Source organism: Maribacter sp. (assembly GCF_016744255.1).
GTDB lineage: Bacteria > Bacteroidota > Bacteroidia > Flavobacteriales > Flavobacteriaceae > Maribacter_B.
In genome coordinates this window covers 1-20,097 of the sequence record NZ_JADGES010000022.1, presented here as the reverse complement: position 1 = coordinate 20,097, position 20,097 = coordinate 1, and the positions used below count along the sequence as shown (strand labels likewise).

Below are 20,097 nucleotides of genomic sequence, written 5' to 3'. Positions count from 1 at the left end.
CTTTTGGGGCTATTAGGCCGTAATAAGTTTTTTAGAAATTCTACTGCTCGCAACTAAAGATGCTAATACTCCTAAAACCACAATAGTTGCCAAAACAATTACCACATTAATTATATCGTATTGCACAGGATAGGCTAAGGTAGGTGTAATTTTTAACCATCCGAAAGCTAATTGTGAGCCAATTAGTATAGAACCTAGGAGAACACCTATAAAACCGCCTAGACTTGTAACTAAAATTCCTTGTAAAAAATATATTTTCCGAAGTTGCTTTATGGTTGTTCCTAAATTGTAAAGGGTTTTTGAGTTTTGTTGTTTATCTAAAATCATCATAATTATGGCTCCGACTACATTAAAAAGAGCAATAATTAATACTAAAGTAAAAATAAGGTAGGTTGCTAAATTTTCTGTGTTTAACATTTTGTAGAGCGTACTGTTTAGTTCTTTTCTACTTTTAATTATCACATTAGGTATAATAGCGGCAATTTCACTTTTTAGTTCGTCGCTAGTAACAGCATCTGAAATTTTAAAATTTATTCCAGATACTTTCGTGCTGTCTTTTTCAAGTAAAGCTTGTACTAAGGGAAGATGTGCAAAAACATATTTTTTATCAATATTCTCTTCAATAACATAAACCCCACTCATTAATAAAGGGAGCTCGTTATATGGTTTTGCTTTTAAAGTTAATTGCGAAGTATTTCCTTTTCCTGGCTTTGGAGCCAAAATCACTAAAGGGTGTCTATATTGGTTAATAGATAAGCCTAATAAGTTTGCTATACCAATACCAGTAACACCTTTTTCGTTATTAATAGACCAATTGCCATATTGTATGGTACTATCTATTCCAGTTACTTTGGTAAAAGTAGAGTCAACCCCCTTTATGTAAGCGATATGGTTTTTTTGCTGGTGAGATAGGTATACTTTTTCTTCTAACTCCTTGGCGTAAAAGGTTAAACCTTTAATTTTTGAAAGTTGCTTTTCTTGTTCAGGAGTAATAGAAAAAAACTTACCCGTTTTTGGTATTGCCTTTAAATCGGGATCAATCGTATTGGTATAAGATAGACTAAATTCTTTTAAACCGGCAAAACCAGATAAAACAATGAATAATGCTGCGGAGCCAATAACAATAACTAAAAAAGTAATAAAATTAATAATATTCACCGCATTTTGACTACTCTTAGAGTGCAGGTATCTTTTTGCGATGTATAATGGAAAATTCAATAGTTAAGATTTTTTTCTTTTTTCTAAAAGGTCTCTATTTTCAATAGGATTTTCTTCTCTTTTTAAAGACTTTTCTATTTTCTCTATATAATCTAAAGAATCATCTAAATAGAATAATAATTCTGGAACTCTTCGTAACTGATTTTTGGTACGTTGCGAAAGCTCATGCTTTATTAGGGGTTGGTTAGATTGTATTCCCTTTAAAAGTTCATCTGCACCTTTATTTGGAAAAATACTAACATATACCTTAGCTATAGACAAATCACTTGTTACGGCTACTTTAGAGACAGAAATTAAAGTTCCTGTAAGTCCACCATCTATTGCTGCGCGTTGTAGAATATCTACAATATCTTTTTGTATTACTCCGGCTATTTTTTTCTGACGTTGCGTTTCCATGGTACAAAAGTACGTAGAAAATGGAGTACTTTAGTTTTTCCTTATATTCATATATAAAATAAGTAACATTTTGAAGAAAATTGAACATATTGGCATTGCTGTAAAAAGTATAGAAACGTCTAATAGTTTATATGAAAAACTATTAGGAACAACCTGTTATAAAGAGGAACATGTAGTATCTGAAGGGGTTAAAACTTCTTTTTTTAAAACAGGGCCTAATAAGATAGAACTATTAGAAGCTACCAAAGAAGACAGCCCAATCGCCAAGTTTATAGCAAAAAAGGGAGAAGGTATTCACCATATAGCTTTTGAGGTAGAAGATATTGTTTTAGAAATAGAACGTTTGAAGGAAGAAGGATTCGTAGTTTTAAGTGATAAACCAAAAAAAGGAGCTGATAATAAATTAGTTGCGTTTGTACACCCGAAAACAACCAATGGAGTTTTAATAGAATTGTGTCAAGAAATAGTATAGAAGCAGCGAATTTCCTTGCAACATAATAAAATAAGTAGTAATATTGCAACCGCAAATTGCGGGTCCTATAGCTCAGCTGGTTAGAGCACCTGACTCATAATCAGGGGGTCCATGGTTCGAGCCCATGTGGGACCACACTAGTAAATACAAAGCTTTCGAGAAATCGGAAGCTTTTGTTTTTTAAGCCCATTTTATAAAGGGTTTTGAAGGGTATTCCAAAATTTATTAAAAGTCAACTATTAAAGCTATTTGAGTATTTCAGGTATCCCTGTGGGTATCCCGTAAGAAATCTCGGATCAAGTCCAAAAGTTGTGGGATTTTAGGATTATGCAAAAATCTAGTAACTCCACAATTTTAATAAATCAATAATGAGTACGGGGGTAATCATTTTACTTTTAAATTTTGACAAAACCCAAACAATAAAAAAAGTATAATATTGGTTTTACCACCAACATTTTCACGAATTTTAGAAAAGGCGATATTGATTTGTCTTTCTATAGTATTTTTAGAAATATTTAAATACTCTGAAATTTCAATATTGGTCAATCCCTCTTTTTTACTTAAAAGAAAAATTTCTTTGCATTTTGGTGGTAATTCATGAATAGCTTCTTTAACCAATCCAATCAATTTTTCCAGTGCATCGTCATCTTTGTCTTCTATAATACGGTCTAACTCTTCGATGTATTTTTTTTCTAAGGCAGTAACTGATTGATTTCTTTTGTATTCATTAATACTTAAATTATAAACCGATTTGTATAAATAGCTCTTTATAGAAAGGTTTGTTTTTAAGTTGTCGCGTCTTTCCCAAACCTTTATGAATACGTTTTGAACTATATCTTCAGAAATAGAAACATCGTTCATCAAACTGTTAGCGTACAAGCATAACTTGTGATTATAAGTATCTATTAAATAGGCATAAGCATTTTCATTCCCTTTCTTTAAATAGAGAATTAAATTAGAATTATTACTAAAGTTTTCTATCATTTTAGAACTAGATTATTTATAGTACAATTTAGATGGTTCTCTATCTCTATAAAAATGGAAAATCAACTGATGTTTAATTAACTAATTATTTATTATGTACGTATTAAATATAGAAATATGCATTAAATATGAAAAAAATAATGCTAAATCACAAAAATAATGTCAAAATATTGGTGGTATGATAAAATAGCTTTGTAATAGGTATGATGACTTTGTTTAAATGAAGATGAAGAATATAGAAAAACTCATTATAAAGTATCTAACTAATTCCATATCAAAGAAGGAATGGGATAAATTGAACTTGTGGTTTGAGCACTCTAAGGATGTGAAAACATTCAATGAGTATATGAAAATTAACTACGCAATTGAAAATATAATGAGCGAATTCAATACAGAGAAAACCAAGAATTCTATATTGAAAAAAATAAGAAAAGATAAACGTTCCATTATTACTTTAAAGATATCGAAGTTTTTAAAGTATGCTGCGGTAGTAACTATTCTTTTCGGCATCGGGTATACGTATCAGCAAGGATTCTTTAAAGAAAATACTAAGCATATAGCTTTTCCAAGTGAGGACACAATAACCTTGGAACTTGAAAATGGAAATCTTGAGGTACTTTCTGAAGGAGACACCACTAAGATTTTAAATACCAAAGGCGATGTAATAGGAACACAAAAGGGGAATCAATTGAGATATGACAATTCACAGATTGAATCAAAAAAATTAGTTTACAATCAATTGACTATTCCATATGGAAAAAGATTTGAATTGAAATTGTCCGATGGAACAATTGCCCATCTAAATGCTGGATCTTCATTAAAATACCCCGTTAGGTTTTTAAAAGAAGGTAAAAGAGAGGTTTTCTTAGTCGGAGAAGTTTTCTTGGATGTAGCTAAAGATTCCAAACGACCTTTCACGGTAAATACGTCCGATAATTTAGATATTCAAGTATTGGGTACCCAGTTCAATGTTTCCAATTATCCTGAAGATATAACTACAGAAGTTGTTTTGGTGGAAGGTTCGGTAAGCCTGCAAGTAAATGAAAAAAATGATGCTGTTATTCTTGAACCAGGTTTTAAAGGAAGTTTTGATAGGCAACAAAGAAATATTTCTACAAAGCCTGTAATTACCAATGTGTATACCTCATGGATGAAAGGGGAACTAGTTTTTAGAGGAATGAATTTAGAGAATATCTTAAAGAAATTAGAAAGGCATTATAATGTTAGTATTACAAATCAAAACTTGGAATATTCTCAAAAAAAATTCAACGCGAATTTTGGAAATGAGCCAATAGAGGTGGTCTTGAACTATTTTAAGAATACCTATGGAATAAGTTACACCATTAATGATAATAAAATCATTCTTAAATAATAACCTAATTCAACCAAACAGCCAATGAAATAAACCAACTAATTCACAAAACTATTTATTAAATAGAAAGGTTTATTGTTCACTTTATTATAAAGAAAAATCGGAAAATGCGCTAACATTTCCCGATTTAGATAAAGTGATTAAACCAAACATTTAACCACATTAACACACTATAAAATTATGAAAAATCTTCTGAAACGAAAGGAGAATGGAACTTCTTTGTTCAAATTTGATTTAAAAATGAAACTTAGCGCTCTTTTATTGTTGACCACCATATTTGCTTTACAGGCAAATGAAAGTTATTCTCAACGTACAAAAGTCACTATAGATCTGAAGAATATCACTGTTGAACGGTTGATAGATGAAATTGAAGATATAACAAACTTCAGATTCCTTTATCTTCTTGAAGATGTCAATTTAAAAAGAATTGTATCCGTCAAAGCAAAGAGGGAAAAAGTAAGTTCTATTCTGAAAAGAGTTTTTTCGGGTACAGAAACATTATATCAAATTGACCATAAACAAATATCCCTTATAAAACGTGTGAAGACCCAAATTATAGAAAAAGAACAGGTTCAAAGCACTATTCAAGGAACAGTTTTCGACAAATTAGGATCTCCTTTGTTAGGAGTCAGCGTAATTGTAAAAGGTACATCAACAGGTGTCATATCCGATTTTGATGGTGGATATACCATACAAGCACAATCTGGGCAGACATTGGTGTTTTCTTATCTGGGAATGAAAAACCACGAGGTAGTGATCGGCAATGAAACTATCATTAACGTGGTTTTGGAAGAGGATATCACCTCCTTGCAGGAAGTTGTTGTTGAAGGTTACCGAACCGTGGCCAAAGAAAAATCTATTATTTCAAGCGTACAGCTTACTTCCGAGGCATTGGAGTCTAGACCAAATGCAAGTTTTGTACAATCGCTATCTGGTCAAGTTGCAGGTTTGGACATACAAACCGGTAGTGGGCAGCCAGGAGCCAATTCCTCGGTGCAAATAAGAGGGGTGAGTTCAATAAACGGTAACACAGAGCCACTTTTTTTAATGGACGGTGTGCCTGTCAATGAGGACAATTTTAGAAGTTTAAACCCTAATGATATAGAATCTATCTCCGTTATTAAAGATGCAGCTGGGTCTTCTATTTTTGGAAGCAGGGGAGCCAATGGGGTGATTGTTATCAAAACAAAAAGAGGTGTAAAAAACTCACCTCTAAAAATTACGTATACAGGCTCGCAAAGTTTTTCTACACTCCAAAATCACGACTATGATTTTCTGTCGGCTCCAGAATACTTGCGTTTTGAACGTGATGTAATCGGAAGAGGAAGAGGAGTAGGTCTGACTGATGCGGAAATTGATGCTACACCTACTACAGATTGGGAAGATTTGTTTTTTAGAACAGGCATAACGCAAAATCATACCTTGACATTTGCTCAAGGCGGTGAAAACACCTCTAGTTTTACTTCTTTAGGTTATTTTGAACAAGAAGGAGTTCTTAAAACTACAGGTTTGCAACGTTTTACTTTTAGAAATAACCTTACCGGAAGTTCTGCTAATGGTAGATTTAACTACAATACAAGTGTTACGGCAAATTACTCTAAGAATAACATTCCAACCGATGTTGGTACATTTGGTGTAACTACAAACTTACTTTATGGAGTAAATGCATCTCTTCCATATATCTCTCCAGATGAATATATAGATGGAGCAACTTTGGCAAATCAAGGATTTTCTCTTGCGCTTACCCCCCTTTATCTTCTCGATAGGTTAAGAAATTATGAATTTCTTGAGGAAGAAGTTAAGGTTATAGCAGGGTTTAATGCCGATTATGAATTGGCTGAAAATTTAACAGCAAGAATAAATTTGGGTGTGGATTATGAACATACAACCAGTTATGAAGTAGATCCCCCAAACTCTTATAGGTCACTTAGTTTTGCACAAACTGGAAATGTAACCCCTGGTTTTCAAAGTCAGAATACAAATAGGGATGTTTCTTTTAACAACAATTTATCATTAAATTATAATAACATTTTTGGTAAACACACGGTAGATGCTACACTTTTTTCAGAATACTTTAGGGCATTCCGTCGCGGATTTGGTTATTTTGCAAGAGGTTTAAACCCTAGGAATTTTGCCCCAGGAGATGATAGCGCATTTATAAGTGATAATGGCGATAATGATTTCTTTGTAGACGATGCCAATGCATTTAGGGCTGATGCAGGGTTATTCTCTTACTTTGGAAATGTAGACTATGATTATGATAGTAGATATGGTATCTCTGCTACAGTAAGACGTGATGCTTCTTATCGATTTTCTGCAACAAACAGATGGGGAACTTTTTATTCTGTTGGCGCACGTTGGAATATCTCCAATGAGAACTTTATGGAAGATTCTGTATTCAATGATTTAAAATTAAGAGCATCATATGGTACCACTGGAAATCAAAGAATTCGAGGCGGAACTTATTTCTCATCTCCAGATCTTTCAGAATCTTTTTACGCTACGAGCAGTAGTGGCTATGGTAATGCCAATTCTTTATTTTTAAATCAAATAGGGAACAATACTTTGAAGTGGGAAGAAGTGACCCAGACTAATATAGGTATGGATTTTCAGGTATTCAATAGAAGATTGAGAGGTAGTTTGGATGTATATCATAAAAAAACCGAAGATTTATTTCAATTTTTACAGATATCAGCAATTAATGGGACAACAGGAATTGATTCCAACACTGGTGATTTGACCAATAAAGGAGTAGATTGGGCATTGCATTATGATCTTGTTAAAAATAATGATCTTACCTTAACGTTGAACTTTGTTGGTAACTACAATGACAATGAGCTAAGTAACTTGCCATCTGAAACAGGAGAAATACTTGGCATAGGTAGAAATGGAGGCAAAATATTTGAGGAAAAACTAGTACGTTATGCAGGGATAAACCCTGGTAATGGTAATGTGTTGTTTTTAGACATCGATGGCAATTTAACGGAAAATCCAAATCCTGACACAGATGCTGTTTGGACAGGTAAAAACGCTACCCCAGATGCAACAGGAAGTTTTGGTTTCAATATTAACTACAAAGGGTTTTATTTAGACACCCAGTTGAGTTACGTTATTGGGGTTGATAGGCGTGATATTATTTATTATGAACTTATCAATAGTGGTTTTGCCCTGACTAATTTTCAGTTATCCACAGATATCCTCAATGCCTGGACCCCAGATAACCGTATTACAGACATTCCTAGTTTAACAGCAACCAATGGAACCTCGTTTAGGGATACTAGTGACCGTTTTCTTGGCAGTTCAGATTTATTAAGATTACGTTTTTTGAATATCGGCTATACTTTCCCCAAAAAGTTTTTGAAAGGAACTGGTATGACAAATCTTAAGTTATATAGTTCTGCTGAAAATTTGGCAACATTTTCTGAATGGAAAGGATATGATGCCGAATCACGTGTTACCGAGACAAGACAATATCCCACTCCAAGGATAATATCGTTAGGAATTGAAATAGGATTTTAAAAAAATAACAATGAAAAAAATAATAAAATTTATATTTTGTCTGGCACTTTTCACAGCTTGTGAAGATGCCATAGATATTGACCAAGTAGGCCGTATTACTACCGATGTAGCTTTTCAAAACTTACAAGATTTACAAGATGGTCTAATAGGTGTTTATACTAAATATGATCTAGTACAGGACATAGCACATTCATCGACCTTTACAGATGAACTTTCCGTAGGGTTTATAAGTGGCGGACAAAGAGTAGATGATTACCAATTTATCTTAGATGCTACTTCTCTGCCCGCTTTCACATTTTGGCAAAGAAGTTATGAAGAAATAAATGAGGGTACTAGGTTAATTTTAGCCGCTGAGTCCATTCCTTTGAAAGATGGTGAGCAAGAAGAGTATAACAACATATTGGGTCAGGTCCATGCGCTTAGGGCATATTCTCACTTTAAGTTGTTGTCTTATTATTCAACAGATTTGACTGATGACAATGCTTTGGGGGTTATTGCAGTAGATTTTGTACCCTTAATAAGTGATACCTTTCCTCGTAATACCAATGCGGAAGTATTTTCCTTAATAGAAACTGATCTACAAAAAGCAGAAAGCTTATTGCAAGAACAAAGCAGTGTCACTTTTATATCTAAAGACTTCATTACGGCACTAAGGGCACGTATGGCCACATACCGTGGACAATATGGTTTGGCAGGCACCTATGCGCAACAATTGTTGGATAGGTACCCTATAGCTTCTAGAGAGCAATATATCAATATGTTTTTGGATTCAGGTAATGCAGAGATTATCTTCAAGCTTGAACGTACTAGAGGTGATGAATTTGATCGTGCAGGTAATGGCGTATCTAATATGGCAAGCCAAAGTAGGGCTGGCGCCAAGTTTGCCTTTACCAATGAAACAATTAATGGTGGTCCATTTTTTGAAATAGGAAGATCTTTGTTCAATTTATTGGACGAAGATGATATTAGGTTTAATGTTAATGTTGGACCAGAATCTATAATTTCACCAGACTATCAAAATGCAGCAGATTTTGAAAACGAAGATATTTTGCTTGTTTATAAGTATCCAAGATCTGAAACGCAACCGTTAATGAACGATTTAAAAGTATTTAGATCTTCTGAGATGTTATTGATTTTGGCAGAAGTAGCGGCAGATGGCGATAATATTAATGGAGCAGCTAATTCTACCGCATCTTATATCAAGCAATTACGCGATGCCAGATTTACAACAGAACAACCTTTACCATCATACGCCAATCAAACAGAGGCTTTTGCAGCTATTTTAAATGAACGCCGTATAGAATTGGCTTTTGAAGGGCATAGATTTCATGATTTAAAACGTTTGGGTACTCGTGCCAACCAAGGGGTATTACGGGATCCTTTGGATTGTAATGTTGTTGGAGTTAATGGGGCATGCTCATTACCTGCTACAGATCATAGGTTTACATTGCCCATTCCACAGGCCGAGCTCATTGCCAATCCTGGCCTACGTGAACAACAAAACCCTGGCTATTAACCATAAAAAATTGTGTCATGAGAAAATATATAGCAAGTTTTATTATAGTGTGTGTCCTATTGGTATCCTGTGAACAGGATAGAGTAATTTTTAATAATAGCCAAACCTTTATATCATTTGAGGAATCACGGTTGGATCTTCCAATAATTATTGATGGTACGGGCTTAATTGAGGCAACCATCAGTGTAAGTAGTATCAGCCAATCAGAAAGAACCTTTGAAGTTGATATTGTGCAAGAAGAGACAACTGCTGGGGCTGATACATATACAGTAGGTTCCATAGTAGTGCCGGCAAACTCATATACAGGTACGCTTACCATAGAAGGAGTAGACAACAATCTTACCACAGAGCCAAAAGCATTGGTGGTTCAGGTATCCAAAAGTGCCGATTTAGTAGGCGCTGGAAATTTGACCATTAGTATTTTTCAAGTATGCCCGGTCGATGAAACTTTATTTACTGGTATGTATCTTATTGAGCAGGTTTCTACTTTCTTGGCTGGCTCTACCTTAAGCCATAATACGGTTGTTGAACTTAAAAGAGATGGTCTCGCACGCTCCTTTGAAACATTTAACTTTCCAAATTTCTGTTCAACTACAAATACGTTTGTGTTTAATTTGGTGTGCAATGAAATCGTGGTTCCGTTTCAGTTCAACAATTGTAATTGTGGTGACGGTGTCGATTATTTTGGACCTGCCGAGGTCAATGCCATCTACTCCTTAGATAATGATGAAGTATTTGAAGTCGTTTTTTCAGATGATACCAAACTAAATTGTGGAATTCCTGGGCAAACGGTTTATAGGTTTACTAAGCAATAATAAAAACGAGCAAAGGGAGCACTATGATTATTCACCTCTATTTGACTATAAACTAACAGACATTTACGACAATATATAAATTAAAATTGGTTAGTTAGATTTGAGTTAGCTTTTGAGAAAAAGCGCAGAAAATCTGCGCTTTTTCCCATACTCTTATTTTATTATTTGTTATTGAATTTCATTGCCCACAAGTTTCACGAAACATATTGGTTTTGTATTTGGAAAAATCATTAAAAAACTATAGTCCACTCTATTAAAAAAAACTGATACAAACATTAAAAATGAAGCATTTATACATTTTAATTACCCTAATGGCATTATCAATAGATTCGATTAAGGGTCAGGATATCACCACAAATGATTACGAAAGAGCTGTGGACTATCTGTATGCCAACTACAATAACAAGAAGGTTTTTAATCTTGATACCCAGATAAATTGGCATAAGGATAATACAGGGTTCTGGTTCATTGATCATAGTGAGAAAGGTATCTATTATAAAACAATGGATATCAAGACATACCGTATAAAATTTTTATTTGATCATTACAGAGTCGCCAATGCCATAAATGAATTCTCCCAAAAAGAAACAAAAGCAAATGAGTTATTGCTTTATGATATTGAGAAGCCTAAAGAAGGACAACTTTCATTTGTACACGATGGCCAATCATATGTTTTAGATTTGTTAACCTACAAGCTTAGAATCAGTGAAGAAAAGGAGGAAGAGGAAAATCGTTTTGAATCTAAATCGCTTGATGGAAAATGGATTGCTTACGCAGAAGACTATAATCTATTTATTAAGTCAACCACAACTGAACAAAAATATCAATTGAGTTTTGATGGAAGAAAAAATTATGAATATGGGTCATTGTATGGCTGGTATGAGAAAATGGAAGGAGAAAATGGAAATCGTCCTGAACATTTTAATGTAAACTGGTCCAAAGATTCCAAATGGATATCGACAAACGTTGTCGATTTGCAACATGCAGAAAAAATGTATTTGCTCGATTATAGTATCGATTCATTATTTCGCCCAAAATTACTGTCCTATTATAGAGGTTCCCCCGGAGATACCACAATGGTCCATGTAAAGCCAGTATTTTTCAATGTAGAAAGCAAAAGTGAGGTGAGAACCAATCTGCCCAGAGGCACTCATATAAATTCAGTTTCCGTGGAATGGACCGAAGAGCCAGGAGTCGCCCTAGCTTATTACTTGGAGCGTGGGTTTAAAAAAGGGTACTTAAAGCGTATAAATTTAAACACTAATTTGGAACAAATATTAGTGACTGAAACCAGCAGTACAAACATTGACAATTTTGAATACAGGTACTTGAAAGAAAAGCAAAAAATTGCATTTCTCTCTGAAAGAAACGGTTGGCGTCAATTATACCTTCTTGATATACGTACCAATAAAACAACCTCTCTTACCGGTGGAAATTATTACATATCCAGAATTGAATATATCGATGAGAAAAATGAAACCATTTATTTCATTGCCAATGGAAAGGAACAAGGGAACAATCCATACCACAGCCAATTATATAAGGCAAATTTTCAAGGGAAGGTTACTCTGTTGACTCCTGAATTGATGAACCATGATATTTCGTTCTCCGCTGATGGAAAACATTTTGTGGATAGTTATTCTACTATAAATACGCCCACAAAAACTGTTTTGCGAAAGGCAAGGTCGGGGCAAATCATAAAACAAATTACAGAAGCGGACATATCCAGAGTAGTTGCCGAAGGGTGGCGATCCCCCGAAGTTTTTGAACTTACCGCCAAAGATGGTAAAACTACTATTTATGGAGCCATTTGGAAGCCAACAAATTTTGATTCTTCAATGTCGTATCCATTGATCGATCATACGTATACTGGACCACACACACACATGTTTCCTGAAAGATTTTCTGGGGCATTTCGTAATCAAGCATTGGCCGAACTCGGTTTTATCGTTATGGTGATTGATGGTTTGGGAACATCAAAACGGTCAAAGGAATTCCATAATCACTCTTATAAGAATATGGGGAATAATTTAGAAGACCATGTTTTGGCCATCAAACATTTAGGGGCAAAATACTCGTGGATAAATACTGATAAGGTTGGTATTTTTGGGCATTCCGCCGGAGGTTTTGATACTGGAAGGGCAATGTTAGCATTTCCAGATGTGTATAAGGTTGGAGTAGCAAGTTCAGCAGATCATGATTTTAGAATGGAAAAAGCTTGGTGGCCAGAAATGTATCAGGGTTGGCCTGTAGATTCTACCTACCACAAAGTATCGAACATTACAAACGCCAAAAACTTAAAGGGCAAATTGTTGTTGGTCCATGGAGGTATGGATGATAATGTAAACCCCTCGGCCACATTTAAATTGGTCGAGGCGCTGATTAAAGAGGACAAAGAATTTGACCTCCTGATATTGCCCAGTCAAAGACACATTTATGGTGGAAAACACAGAAATTATTTCATGAAGAAAAGATGGAATTATTTTGTGGAACATTTAAAAGCCGAGACACCTATCTGGAATTTTGAATGGTAGATTAGTTGTATAACGACAACCGTTTCAGGGTGTTGACTGTATCGGGTAATTATAACAAAGAATTAAAATAATGAAATTTAAAGTAGTTTTATTTTTTATATTACTAACGCAAGGGGGATTTTTACAAGAGATAAAATCCCAAGTAAATTGTAGAACTTCAGAAGTTAACGAGATTTACTTTCAAAAAAATATATCTGCTCAAAAGGAATATAAAAGTTTTAACAAAAAATCAAAAGCTCAAAATACAACGGATAAGTCTATGTCTTATCAAATACCTGTTGTATTCCATGTGTATGGTTCATCTTTTAATGGAAAATCTGTGAACGACGCCTTGATCAAAAGGGCATTAGAGGAATTAAACAAAGATTTTCAGGGATTGAATGACGACTACGGGTCCGTAAACAGTATGTTTTCTTCTATTAAACAATCCATAAACATAACTTTTAGGCTTGCAAAAAAAGACCCTGATGGAAATCAAACATCCGGTATTGTATATTATTCAGAAAAAAGCGGATACGGTAATTCATCCAGTAGTGATGGTCAGATAATGGCAGATGCTTGGGATAACTATAAGTATATGAATGTTTATATCCAAAATGATTTGTATGGTGATGATGCTACCAATAATTCTGGTTTAGCTTGGTATCCTATAAGCAATATGTCCGATAACAATTTGGCCCGAGTAGTGTACAATGGCGCCTATTTAGCCACAAATACGGATAAGGAATTTGCTTCCACTTTAACTCACGAATTCGGACATTGGTTAAACCTCATACATACCTTTGAGGGAGGTTGTGAGGGAACTGATGAGGTTGATGATACCCCGAGAGAAGATGGATTGCATAACCTTAAATGTTTAGCGGGCACCAATTGCGATGGAGATTTCGTAAATACTGAAAATTATATGGGATACAATGGTTCGTCTGGCTGCTATAAAATGTTTACTGAAGGTCAGGTAAACAGAATGCTTTTGGCCTTGCAACACCCGGCAAGGATAACATTATGGCAGACCCAAAATCTGTTGGATACAGGTTTGCTGATACCCAAAGGGGAAAATTCGAATCCCGAGGTAACCATTAACGACCCTGTGGATAATTCGATTTTTGAAGAGCAAACGTCGATTATGGTAACTACAACGATATCCGATTTAAATGGCAATGATAATGTAGATAAGGCTGAATTCTATGTTGATGATATTTTGGTTGATACAGTTGAACTTCTCCCTTTTGAAACTACCTTGTCTGATTTAGCTATAGGGAATCATATCGTAAAGGTCATTGCTTATAATCACGGAGGATTATCCAACTCCGCCGAAATTTCAATTACGGTGATACCGAAAATTAATTTTCCTGAAATTACATGGATTTCTTCCAATGACATATATGCTGGAAACAACTTTCAATTTGCATCCGGAGAAATAACAAGAAGAATTGAAATTAAAGCCATTATTAACACGCATAACATTATTGTGAAAGGACCAGATTTTGAACAATCATTCACAACATCACTTGAAGAAACGCTCATAATAGACGACATAGCCCAGGGAACATGGACTGTTGAAATAGCTAGTTTAAATAAAAAAACCTCCAAAACATTTAATTAATGAAAAAAATTGTCTTGATCACATTGACAATATTGACAATTCATTCGTGTGGTAAGGATGATGAATCCAAGGTTTTGGAAACACCTTCTTTCGAATGGAACCCAATCTCAGTATCGGAAAACGCACTAGAGATTTCAATTACAATCAATTCTTCGGGGGATTTGCCAGAAGGAATATTAGAGTTTAAGGTTGATGGCAATCGTATAAATTCATTCCAAGCGATAAAGGGTACAAAAGTCTATAATACAGATTACAACTTTATTGATATGGAAACACATACAGCCTCTCTTTCTTTTATGTTTAGTGGTGGAAGAAATGCCCTGAACAAAACGATAAACATCAAAAAATCTTTGCAAAAAGTATCACAAAAATCATCAAAAAATGATTGGGTAGATTTTTGAAATATATATTGATATATTTGGATAATCGAATTGCAAAAAGACACTAAAAAACAAGGGCCTAATGAGTTACATCTTTTAATTTATCACTTACAATACATTGAGAAATTGATTAAAATAACACCAAATATAATATGAAGAAAATTATTGTACTACCTATTTTGTTTGCTGCTTTTTTTGTCCATGCCCAAGTTGCTAAAAAAGCCATTTCCAATATGTCTTTTAGGAATATTGGGCCGGGATTTATGACGGGAAGGATTGCAGATGTTGAGAAAGATCCAAATGATTTGAGCACATGGTACGTGGCCGTGGCTTCGGGCAATGTATGGAAAACCCAGAATAATGGAACCACATGGACCCCCATTTTTGAGAATCATGGATCTTTTTCCACGAGTTGTTTGGCTATTAATTCTAAGAATAGTGGGACTATTTGGCTGGGTACAGGAGAGAATCAGAGTCAACGCTCCGTAGGTTGGGGAGATGGAGTCTACAAGAGTGTTGATTATGGGAAGAGTTGGACCAATATGGGGCTTAGAAAATCGGAACATATTGGGAAAATTTTGATTGACCCTAGAGATGGAAATACGGTATATGTTGCCGCACAGGGACCATTATGGAAAGAAGGAGGTGATAGAGGGTTGTATAAAACGGTTGATGGTGGCAAAACTTGGGAACAAGTACTGAAAATCAGTAAGAATACAGGTGTTACGGATGTGGTCTTGGATCCTACCAATTCGGATATTGTCTACGCTATATCATACCAACGGCGGCGCCATGTGGGAATACTTATAGGAGGTGGTCCGGAAACAGGCATGTACAAATCCGTGGATGGTGGAAAAACATGGAAAAAATTGACTTCGGGGCTTCCTTCTTCGGATTGGGGCCGTCCTGCTTTGGCTATATCGCCACAAAAATCCAATGTGTTGTACGCTCTTATTCCAGGAGTGAATAGCGAAGGAGGTGGATTTTATCGGTCTTCAGACAGTGGAGAAAATTGGGTGAAGATGAGTAATCATACTGTGGTTGATCCCCAGTATTATGGAGAGATTTATCCTGATCCTCATCGTTTTGATCATGTGTACACCATGGATGTTAGAATTCATAGTACCACGGATGGAGGAAAAACATTTAATCGTATCAATATGAGGAACATGCATGGCGATACACACGAGATGATGTTTCACCCAACTGACCCCAATTACCAGATGGTTGGGGGCGATGGTGGTATATATGAAAGCTGGGATTATGGAAAAAAATGGAAATACCATTCCAACTTACCAATCACCCAGTTTTATAGAGTAGGAATAGACAATGCCAAACCTTTTTATAATGTATATGGAGGTACGCAGGATAATTCTACAATATATGCCCCAGTGAGAAATACTACTAGACACGGAATCACCGATAGGGATTGGAAAGTGCTCATAGGCGGGGATGGTTTTCAAGCACGTGTAGATCCTGAAGATACCAATATTGTCTATGGACAATATCAATACGCGGGGATAGTAAGATACGATAAACGTACCGGACAACGGATAGACATTCAACCCCAACCGGATTTTAACAATGAACCACTTCGTTGGCATTGGGATTCTCCTTTGGTACTGAGTCCACATAATTCAAAGCGTTTGTACTATGCAGCCCAACGAATTTTTAAAAGTGATGACAGGGGAGATAGCTGGCAACCCATAAGTAGAGATTTGAGCAGGGGTGAAAATAGGAGCAACAGAAAGGTAATGGGCAAGGTCTGGCCACCGGAAGCCGTATATAAAAATGTGTTTACCTCTCCTTATGGCACTATTGTATCTTTATCAGAATCTCCGATTAAAGAAGGTTTAATTGTGGCTGGAACGGATGATGGCCTTATCCAGATAACAGAGAATGATGGAGATTCTTGGCGATTCGCGGACAATATAAAGGGAGTGCCTCAAAAAGCGTATGTGTCGGATGTGTTTACATCCAACCATAATGCGAATACCATTTATGCCGTGTTCAATAATCACAAAGAAGGTGATTTTAAGCCTTATTTCGTAAAGAGCATGGATTTGGGAAAAACATGGGCGTCTATCAATAGAGGAATTGGAGTATCACATTCCGGATGGTGCATTGTGGAAGATCATGTGGATTCTAATCTACTGTTTGCAGCGACAGAGTTTGGAATCTATGCCAGTGTAAATGGAGGAAGTCAGTGGGAGCAGATGAAAGGAGGATTACCCACAATCGCCTTTAGAGATTTGGAAATCCATCAAGGGGAAAATGATTTGGTGGCCGCTTCTTTTGGTAGAGGAATTTATGTGCTAGATGATTATACTCCATTGCGAGATGTGCAAAATGTTACGGGGAACCATTTATTCCCAATAAAAGATGCGTGGCAATTTTTTCAGCGGGGAGATATAGGATATTCCAGAAAGGGATCGTTGGGAGATGACCATTTTAGTGCAGACAATCCGGAGTACGGAGTCAAGATCAGATTATATCTGGACAAGAGTTACCCCTCTTTGACAAGCATTAGAATGCGAAACCAAAACCAAAATTATAATGGGAGTTATCCTACTTCCGATACGTTACAAAAAGAAGATTTTGAGGATAATACAGAAATCTTTGCACGGATAAACAATGTGAACAATCAGAATGTGGCCATTATTCCAGTAGCTAATAGAAAAGGGTTTCAGGAAGTGAATTGGGATTTATCCACAAAGATTAAATCTGATGATGCAAATTATTCTAGAACACTAAATTTTGTGTCAGAGAACAAATATATAGTTCAATTGATTGTATTACACCAGGGAAAATTACGTGAATTGAGTTCTGCACAAAGTTTTAACATAAAAGAACTGGATATGACTACAGAAAGACCAGCAAAGGATCGTTTTGAATTTTATGGAAAAGCAGCTAAACTTTCCATGGCAGCAGAAGAATTAAAAGATCAATTAACTGAAACCTTAGATGCCATTGGAAAAAGAAAACAAGTACTGAAAGGAATCAATAAAATGGAAGAATTGCAAGAATTGGAAGAAAAACGACAGCAATTATTGCAATTGCAATACCAACTCATGGGGAATGAGACCAAGAGAAAGAGATTCCAATATTATTTACCAGGAATTAAGGAAAGGATTGAGCGGGTATTTGATGCCCATTTAGAAACTTCACAGGTTACCCAAACCCATAGGGATAACTTGAATTTAGCAGAGATTCAGTTAAGAAAAATCAAGGAGCAGTATCAGGAGACAAAAAATGGATTGTAGGATTGTTGAAATTCAGAAAGAAAGTACAAACAAAAAGTATACATCAAAAATTCAAAATTTTTTACAAAATCTGCCGAATGTAAACAGCGGGTTCTTGTAAATTTGTTCATGGAAAATTATATGCACATAGATGACACCTTTGTTAAGAAGAACAGATGTTTCAAGAAACTAATTCAACTTTTAAAGTATGCATTTACTTCAGGAAACACAATAATTCCTCAAAGACATCACCATGATTTTTCAAATCCAAAATCAAAACCAGATTCTATTTTATTATTGATGCCTGCTTGGAATCTGGGAAAGGATGCGGGATGAAAATCGTAACGATAAGTCCTGATAACAAACAATTCGACCTACCTAACTATCAATGGTGTTTATATCTATCTCGATGCCATCAAAGAAGAAGTAACGCCCTATTAGAAGCCAAAAATTTAATAACCTGAGTTTGATTAAAACATAACGAGTTGATTTGTTTTGACGGTTTCATATTTTATGCTGGGTTTTTTAGGCAAAGAGCTATAAGTTATAAGGCCTGTAATCATATTTACCAAGAAATTACCAAAGCTTCTGTGTCTAGAATGTTCTATTTAGTAGATATTTTTGAGTTCATCGTTTACAGTTTCAATTACGGAACGTTTTCTAAGCAGTATTTTATCACTCATGGTCATTAATGAATTTTTCGTATTGTCTCTAAGCGATGTAATTAACTGCACCCCATCAATAAATAGCATTTGCATTAAATTCTTTCCTATATAGCCTTTGTCTGCAAATAGTTTCCCAAAAACCTTGTCTAAAAAACGTTCTTGCTTTAATGGTTGCCTATCATCTACATTAGCTTGTGTAATAGTAAAGTTTAAGATTTCCCCTTTGTCATTTATTATAATGTGCAACTTAAAACCATGGAACCAACCCATAGTAGACCTACCAGTAGTAGCAATACCTTTGAATACTTTGTGGTTATGTATACGCTTATTTTTACACACCTTAACAGGGGTTGAATCGATAAATGAGGTTCCGTTACAATCACCTAAACAGCAAGTCTTTAAAAATAAAGTCATGGGCATTAAATTCTGTTACATTAGCTCCGTAAATCTATTATAGGAAACCCTGTTAGGAAAATCATTCTTCATATGACTTTTAACATAGGAAACATAAAAGTGTTTGAAGGTTCTAAAACCACTTAATTGGAAAATAATAGCAAGGGTAATTATCTCACTTTGAGACATTATAGAAGGGAGTTTTACTTTGTTGCCAATAATAGATTTATCAACTAATTCTGAATATTCCTTACAAAACTCATCAACTAAACAAAAAATTTCTGTTACTTTAGAATAGATTATCATAGATAGGTTTTTAGATTAACGAATTGAATTTCAACACTTTAATTTACTGAAAATCTATCTTTTTTAATGCCAAAATATCAAATATTATTAATCGAACTCAGGTTGATAATAAAAACACCTATAATTAAGGATCTAGAAACTCCTACTATAGATGAAGAAATACAGGCGAATGTTTAAGTTATTGCTATTAATTCTTGAGTTGTTAAGAGGAGGATGAAAGGTGTTTAGCGAATAGAAGGGAAAAGTATATTAAAAAATTATACCTTTATAGATTAATAAAAGTCATCATTTTATGCATTTAAGCACTTTAGATTATTCTTTAATCATAGGTTTTTTTTCCATTGTTTTATTAATAGGTATTATTGTTTCTAAAAAGTCAGGTAAAGACTCATCTGAGTTTTTCTTATCGGGTAGAACAATGCCTTGGTGGCTTTTAGGCCTTTCCATGGTAGCAACTACCTTTTCTACAGATACACCTAATTTGGTTACGGATATTGTAAGAACCAATGGTGTTTCTGGTAACTGGGTATGGTGGGCATTCTTAATTACGGGTTTATTAACTGTTTTTGTTTATGCAAAGTTGTGGAGGAAATCTAATGTGAATACCGATTTAGAATTCTATGAAATGCGATATGGTGGAGCTCCAGCAAGTTTTTTAAGAAAATTTAGGGCAATCTATTTA

The 20,097-nt window shown here is 34.9% G+C and carries 12 protein-coding genes, 1 tRNA gene and 2 pseudogenes; 11 read left to right on the top strand and 4 right to left on the bottom strand.

All coding sequences use genetic code 11. The features are described 5' to 3' along the window. Positions 1–12: 12 nt before the first annotated feature. A complete protein-coding gene (locus tag QZZ51_RS05820) occupies positions 13–1,218 on the bottom strand; it encodes an FtsX-like permease family protein (protein WP_291867206.1) in 1,206 nt (401 codons plus the stop codon). Between the two features lie 3 nt (positions 1,219–1,221). Beyond that, positions 1,222–1,614 (bottom strand): 30S ribosome-binding factor RbfA, encoded by a 393-nt coding sequence (gene rbfA, locus QZZ51_RS05815; protein ID WP_291867203.1) that lies wholly within the window; start codon positions 1,612–1,614, stop codon positions 1,222–1,224. 70 nt (positions 1,615–1,684) lie between these two features. Here rbfA and mce point away from each other — a divergent pair, with 70 nt between their 5' ends. Both mce and QZZ51_RS05805 read left to right on the top strand, forming a co-directional pair. Continuing rightward, positions 1,685–2,086: a methylmalonyl-CoA epimerase gene (gene mce, locus QZZ51_RS05810; protein ID WP_291867201.1), complete on the top strand. Its 402-nt coding sequence runs from the start codon at positions 1,685–1,687 to the stop codon at positions 2,084–2,086. A 61-nt stretch (positions 2,087–2,147) separates the two neighbouring features. After that, positions 2,148–2,221 (top strand) — tRNA-Ile (locus QZZ51_RS05805). A gap of 249 nt (positions 2,222–2,470) precedes the next feature. Here the strand turns inward: QZZ51_RS05805 and QZZ51_RS05800 are convergent. Beyond that, positions 2,471–3,070, bottom strand: a complete 600-nt coding sequence (locus tag QZZ51_RS05800) for an RNA polymerase sigma-70 factor (RefSeq protein WP_291867198.1) — start codon at positions 3,068–3,070, stop codon at positions 2,471–2,473. A 346-nt stretch (positions 3,071–3,416) separates the two neighbouring features. Between QZZ51_RS05800 and QZZ51_RS05795 the strand changes: the two genes are divergently transcribed. From QZZ51_RS05795 to QZZ51_RS05760, 8 genes are all read left to right on the top strand, one after another. Continuing rightward, positions 3,417–4,442 carry a FecR family protein gene (locus QZZ51_RS05795; RefSeq protein ID WP_291867194.1) on the top strand — a complete coding sequence of 342 codons (1,026 nt, stop codon included), beginning with the start codon at positions 3,417–3,419 and terminating at the stop codon, positions 4,440–4,442. Positions 4,443–4,622: 180 nt separating this feature from the next. After that, a complete protein-coding gene (locus QZZ51_RS05790; protein WP_291867191.1) occupies positions 4,623–7,961 on the top strand; it encodes a TonB-dependent receptor in 3,339 nt (1,112 codons plus the stop codon). Positions 7,962–7,971: 10 nt separating this feature from the next. Further along, the gene (locus QZZ51_RS05785) at positions 7,972–9,477 is read left to right on the top strand and encodes a RagB/SusD family nutrient uptake outer membrane protein (RefSeq protein WP_291867190.1); all 1,506 of its coding nucleotides are present in this window, start codon (positions 7,972–7,974) and stop codon (positions 9,475–9,477) included. Positions 9,478–9,707: 230 nt separating this feature from the next. Further along, complete coding sequence (locus QZZ51_RS05780) at positions 9,708–10,292, top strand: hypothetical protein (protein ID WP_291867187.1); 585 nt, start codon at positions 9,708–9,710, stop codon at positions 10,290–10,292. Between the two features lie 281 nt (positions 10,293–10,573). Next, on the top strand, positions 10,574–12,826 hold the full coding sequence (locus QZZ51_RS05775; RefSeq protein WP_291867185.1) for a prolyl oligopeptidase family serine peptidase: 2,253 nt from the start codon (positions 10,574–10,576) through the stop codon (positions 12,824–12,826). Positions 12,827–12,896: 70 nt separating this feature from the next. Continuing rightward, a complete protein-coding gene (locus QZZ51_RS05770) occupies positions 12,897–14,429 on the top strand; it encodes a M43 family zinc metalloprotease (RefSeq protein ID WP_291867182.1) in 1,533 nt (510 codons plus the stop codon). A 23-nt stretch (positions 14,430–14,452) separates the two neighbouring features. Further along, on the top strand, positions 14,453–14,830 hold the full coding sequence (locus tag QZZ51_RS05765) for a hypothetical protein (RefSeq protein ID WP_291867179.1): 378 nt from the start codon (positions 14,453–14,455) through the stop codon (positions 14,828–14,830). Positions 14,831–14,961: 131 nt separating this feature from the next. Next, on the top strand, positions 14,962–18,072 hold the full coding sequence (locus QZZ51_RS05760; protein WP_291867175.1) for a glycosyl hydrolase: 3,111 nt from the start codon (positions 14,962–14,964) through the stop codon (positions 18,070–18,072). Positions 18,073–18,521: 449 nt separating this feature from the next. Here QZZ51_RS05760 and QZZ51_RS05755 read toward each other — a convergent pair. After that, positions 18,522–19,415: pseudogene (locus tag QZZ51_RS05755) on the bottom strand (IS982 family transposase). A gap of 292 nt (positions 19,416–19,707) precedes the next feature. On the opposite strand from QZZ51_RS05755, the pseudogene QZZ51_RS05750 reads away from it, so the two are divergent. Further along, positions 19,708–20,097: pseudogene (locus QZZ51_RS05750) on the top strand (Na+:solute symporter); the annotation flags it as partial.